The sequence below is a fragment of the Streptomyces spiralis genome (genome assembly GCF_014654675.1).
Taxonomy (GTDB): domain Bacteria; phylum Actinomycetota; class Actinomycetes; order Streptomycetales; family Streptomycetaceae; genus Streptomyces; species Streptomyces spiralis.
On record NZ_BNBC01000107.1, the window covers coordinates 511 to 5,390 of the forward strand.

At 67.8% G+C, this 4,880-nt stretch carries 4 protein-coding genes; 2 read left to right on the forward strand and 2 right to left on the reverse strand.

The annotated features are described in order from the left end of the window. Positions 1–379 (forward strand): TetR-like C-terminal domain-containing protein (locus IE318_RS43905; protein ID WP_189908420.1); only part of this gene is annotated, 379 nt, incomplete at its 5' end. 484 nt (positions 380–863) lie between these two features. Here IE318_RS43905 and IE318_RS43910 read toward each other — a convergent pair. Together IE318_RS43910 and IE318_RS43915 are read right to left on the reverse strand one after the other, a co-directional pair. After that, a complete protein-coding gene (locus tag IE318_RS43910; RefSeq protein WP_189908421.1) occupies positions 864–1,553 on the reverse strand; it encodes a TetR/AcrR family transcriptional regulator in 690 nt (229 codons plus the stop codon). Positions 1,554–1,698: 145 nt separating this feature from the next. Beyond that, a complete protein-coding gene (locus tag IE318_RS43915) occupies positions 1,699–2,742 on the reverse strand; it encodes a LacI family DNA-binding transcriptional regulator (protein ID WP_189908422.1) in 1,044 nt (347 codons plus the stop codon). Between the two features lie 477 nt (positions 2,743–3,219). On the opposite strand from IE318_RS43915, the gene IE318_RS43920 reads away from it, so the two are divergent. Continuing rightward, positions 3,220–4,545, forward strand: coding sequence for an ABC transporter substrate-binding protein (locus IE318_RS43920; RefSeq protein WP_189908423.1), 1,326 nt, complete (start codon positions 3,220–3,222; stop codon positions 4,543–4,545). Positions 4,546–4,880 lie beyond the last annotated feature (335 nt).

Consider the following 4,880-nt stretch of genomic DNA (forward strand, 5'->3'; position numbering starts at 1 on the left):
GGAACTGGCGCACGCACTGCGGCGCTGGGCGCTCGACGACCCGCAGCGGTACTTCCTCATGTACGGCACACCGGTGCCCGGTTACCGCGCACCTGGCGACACCACCGCGATCGCCACCGACATCATGGCCGTCCTGCTCGATGCCTGCGCGGCTGTCCCCGCGGACGGTGCGGAGACGGCACTCGACGCGCACCTCGCCCAGCACCGAGGCGGCTGGGGCGGCGGGCAATCCGCCCCAGTCCTGCGCCGCGCCCTGACCTTCTGGACCCGCCTGCACGGCGTCCTCTCCCTGGAGCTCGCCGGCCAGTTCACCGGAATGGACTTCGACCCAGCCCAGCTGTTCGCAGCCGAGCTGGACAACCTGCTGGCTTCCCGCTGAGTGCCCGTAACGCCGGAGAAGGCAGCATTCCGTCGACCACACTGTCAGGAGGCGGGTGCTGCCCCCCGGCCGTGCCGTCCATGAACCTGTCCATTGCGGGTGTTGCCGCCATCGGCGCGGGGCCGGCGGATCCCGACCGTTCAACAAGGTGCCCGCCGTCAGGGCCGTGCTCGACACCCTCCGCGGCGCGACTCAGGTGTCGATGATCTGCTTCTCGATCCTGTTGCCGTCCGCCTCTCGCAGGTTTCCGCGCCGTCCCCGGAAGTTCATGCCGCCGGACAGTAGACGCGAGTCCGAGTACCGGTCAACGGCCCGTGCGTGCAGACATTTCTGCCCGAAGAGGCAGGCTGCTCACCTGCCGGCGGTTTCGAAGGGTCAGGCGGCACGGGCCACCGCCACGGAAGTCGCAGCACGTCGGACCCCGCCCCGCGGCAGGGCGGCCGGCCGGGTGTCAGCCGACCGGGGTCGACCTGCACTCCTGCGGTTACACCAGGCCTACGGCGTGGGCGAGCCGGGACACGGCGTGCCTGGAGAACGCCTCGCGTTCCTCGACGAGCCCGTTGAACCGGCCGGACAACTCGAACCCGACCAGCCCGAACAACTGCGCCCATACGGCCACGAGCGCCACCACGGTCTCGGGTGGGGGGTCGAAGGCGAGGTCGGCGGCCATCCGCACCGCTTCGGGCCGCAGCTCGGCGGTCAACGGTGGTTCGATCACGCCCGGGCTCCCATGGGCGTCGCGCACGACGCCCATGAGGACGAGACCGACGCGGGCGGCGGCGGTGAAGACCGGGTCGGGCGCGGGGCGCCCGGGGAAGGGTGTGCCGAAGATGAGCGCGTACTCATGCGGATTCGTGAGCGCCCAGTCTCGCGCCGCCTCGTACACGGCGATCCAGCGTCGCACCGGTCCCGCGCCCGCGGCCGCCGCCTCGTCTGCCTCCGCAGTCTCGCCAAGGGAGTTGTGGGCGTCGATGACGAGCGCGGTGAGCAGGTCGTCGCGGCTGGGGTAGTAGCGATAGAGCGCGGAGGCGACCATGCCGAGCTCGCGGACCACCGTGCGCAGCGAGAGCTTCGCCGAACCCTCTGCCGCGAGTTGTCTGCGCGCCTCGTTCTTGATGGCAGCGGTGACTTCGATCCTCGCTCGGGCACGGGCGCCTTCTGCGGCATTGCCCATGGACGGCAGCGTCCCAAAATCCAGAGCACTGCACACCAACGAGAGCAGCGCTCTGCAACGACGGCGTCGCTTCACCGGAACGGCGCCGCTCGCGCGAGAACATCGTGCACAGGCTGGTCTGCCCCGGGGGTGGTGCCCAAGGTGGTCAAGCCGACTCTCGCACGACCAGTTGCGTCGGAAGAACCACTTCCCGACGGCCCTTGCCCCGGTGGGCGATCTCGTCCAGAAGAAGGCTTGCCATGGTGCGGCCCATCTCCTCGATCGGCTGCCGGACGCTGGTCAGCGGAGGATCGATGTGCCGGGCCACGATCGAGTCGTCGAAGCCGATGACGGCGACGTCGTGCGGCACCCGTCGCCCCGATGCGCGCAGTTCCAGAACCGCCCCGGAGGCCGTCACATCGGATGCCGCGAAGACTGCGTCGAGTTCGGGGCGTCGCTGCAGGAGTTCGCGCATGGCCGCACGTCCGCCCTCCTCCGTGAAGTCGCCCTGTGCGATCAGAGCTTCGTCGACGGCGACGCCCGAACTCTCCAGGGCATCGCAGTATCCGTCGAGCCGCGCGCGGGCGACGTCCATGCCCAGCGGCCCCGTGATGGTGGCAATGGTCCGGCAGCCCCTGTCCAGCAGGTGCCGGATCGCGATCCGGGCACCACTGCTGTTGTCCGCGCGGACGTGTCCGAGAGTCTCGCGATGGCTGCGCCGTCCAGCCAGCACCGTCGGCACGGCAAGCTCGTCGAGCAGGTCGGGGAGCGTGTCGTCACAGTGCACCGCGACCATCAGCACACCGTCCACCCGCCGTGCGCTCAGATACGAGGCGAGCCGTGTGTACTCCTCGTCGTCACGGACCAGAACCAGCAGCAACTGCATGCCGGCGTCGGCGAGTTCGGCGGAAGCACTTCGGATGATGCCTGAGAAATAAGGCTCGGAGAACAGTCGTGTCTCGGCGTCGGGGACGACCAGAGCGACCGAGTCGGTGCGGCGGGTGACCAGGGAACGGGCGGCGAGGTTGGGAACGTAGCCGAGCTCGGCGATCGCCCGCTCCACGGCCGCCCGGGAATGGTCACTCACGTTGGGGGACCCGTTGATGACCCGCGAGACCGTGCCGCGGCCGACGCCGGCCCGCGCGGCCACCTCCGCCAGCGTCGGACGCCGGACGTCGGCGGATCCGGGCTTTTGTTCGTCGTGGGACATCGTTCACCTTCCGGTGTTCCGCGAGTGCCGCTGCATGCGGCCCAGAAATTTTGCAGTGACGTTGACGAATCGATCGACAGTTCGCAGCGTCGACGTCACACCCGTGTGTGACCTGAACAGATCTCCTGCCCGAGCGGGCAAGTGACGTGTCCCGCGGGACACCTCCACGTGACGTGAACCGCACATTCGCACAACGACGTCGTTTTCAAGCCTTGACACCAGGTATGCCGGGGGGAAGCCTTCCGCATGCACTTGGGAACGATCCCACGGATTGGCTGGGTGTCTCCCACGTGGACCGAAAATACCGGCAGCCAGCCTCTTCCCTCTCCCTGCATCATCCCGTCGACCAGCACGTTCGCCTCGCCACATCGCGGCCGGGCCCACCGCTGTTCGAACCGAGAGGGCAGGTCCGCACCGTCGCGCACCCGGCGGTGGGATTCCCGAGGCACCGCTCCCACTGGGACAAGGAGTAGTGGAATGCGCATAACTGGCACTGGCGGCGGTCGTGGCCGCAGAGCAGCGGCCATGGCCACGACGGTTCTGACGGCTTCGGCCCTGCTGCTGACCGGTTGCAGCAGCGACGACGGCGACGATTCGAACGCCTCGGACTCAGGCGGGAACATCACCCTCACGCTGGCCGACTTCGGTCAGTTCGGCTACAAGGAAGCCGGCCTGTTCGAGCAATACCACAAGCTGCACCCGAACATCACGGTCAAGGAAGACACCGCTGCGAACGAGCAGGACTACTACCCGAAGCTCCTTCAGCACCTGAACTCGAACAGCGGTCTCGGTGACGTCACGGGCATCGAGGTCGGGCGCATCACGGAGATCGTCAGCACCCAGGCCGACAAGTTCACCGACCTGAGCAAGTCGATCGATGTGAACGACTGGGTCTCCTGGAAGGAGAAGCAGGCCACCACCACGGACGGCGCCGTCATCGGCGCCGGCACCGACATCGGCCCGATGTCCCTGTGCTACCGCAAGGACCTCTTCCAGCAGGCCGGCCTGCCGACCGACCGCGAGGAGGTCGCCAAGAAGGTCCAGGGCGGCTGGGAGGACTACCTCAAGCTCGGTGAGCAGTACCAGGCGAAGGCTCCCAAGGACACGTACTTCATGGACTCCGCGAGTGCCATGTACAACGCGGTCGTCAGCTCCTCCACGAAGCAGTACTACGACGCCGACGGCAAGCCGATCTACAAGGAGAACCCGGCGGTCAAGCAGGGCTGGAACCTGGCCGCCGAGGCCGCGTCGAAGCACCTGACCCATGGCCTGGCCCAGTTCCAGGACCCGTGGAAGGCGGCGCTGCGCAAGGGCAGCGTGGCCACCGTGGTGTGCCCGGCCTGGATGTCCGTCCAGATCCAGAACTACGGTGGTGACGCCTACAAGGGCAAGTGGGACATCACCCGCGCGCCCGGCACCAGCGCGGCCAACTGGGGCGGCTCCTTCCTGGCCGTGCCCAAGAGCGGCAAGCACGTCAAGGAGGCCACCGAGCTGGTCAAGTGGCTGACCGCTCCGGAGCAGCAGGCCGCCGTGTTCAAGGCCGTCGGTGTCTTCCCCTCCAACAAGGGGGCCTACGAGCTGGCCAGCGTGAAGACCGCCAAGCTTCCGTACTTCAGCGATGCCCCGATCGGCCAGATCTACGCCGACGAGGCCAAGTCCATCCCCGAGGCCGTGCTCGGCCCGAAGGACGGCACGATCAAGGACACCATCTCCACCCAGATCAACAACATGGAGCAGCGGGGCACCAAGCCCGACAAGGCCTGGAAGGACGCGACCGAAACGATCGACAAGGCCATCGGCTGACGAACGTCGCTGCCGCCTGGCACATCAGGTCGACTGCGGACACGGTGGCTGTCCGCAGTCGACCAACTGTACGAAAGGATCTACCGCCGGGCTGTATGGCATCGGACTTGCGCAGTCCGGTGTCCGGATCCCCGCCCCACAGATCTTCGAACCGGGGAGCGTGCCCCGCTCACAGTGCCGCACCGATCATCCGCTGACGCTGCATCAGCACTGCTCGGCACCTGGATTGCCACGCCCCCATACCCGGCCCAGAACCTTCAGGGAAGGACTCCCTCCGTGGCAACCACGACCCCCACACGGGGTGCCTACACCCCGCCTCCCGGCGGCTCCGGCGC

Excerpts from the sequence above, each read along its gene's own strand:
- IE318_RS43920 (WP_189908423.1), top strand. The coding sequence starts at position 3,220 with ATGCGCATAACTGGCACTGGCGGCGGTCGTGGCCGCAGAGCAGCGGCC.
- IE318_RS43910 (WP_189908421.1), bottom strand. The coding sequence starts at position 1,553 with ATGGGCAATGCCGCAGAAGGCGCCCGTGCCCGAGCGAGGATCGAAGTC.
- IE318_RS43915 (WP_189908422.1), bottom strand. The coding sequence starts at position 2,742 with ATGTCCCACGACGAACAAAAGCCCGGATCCGCCGACGTCCGGCGTCCG.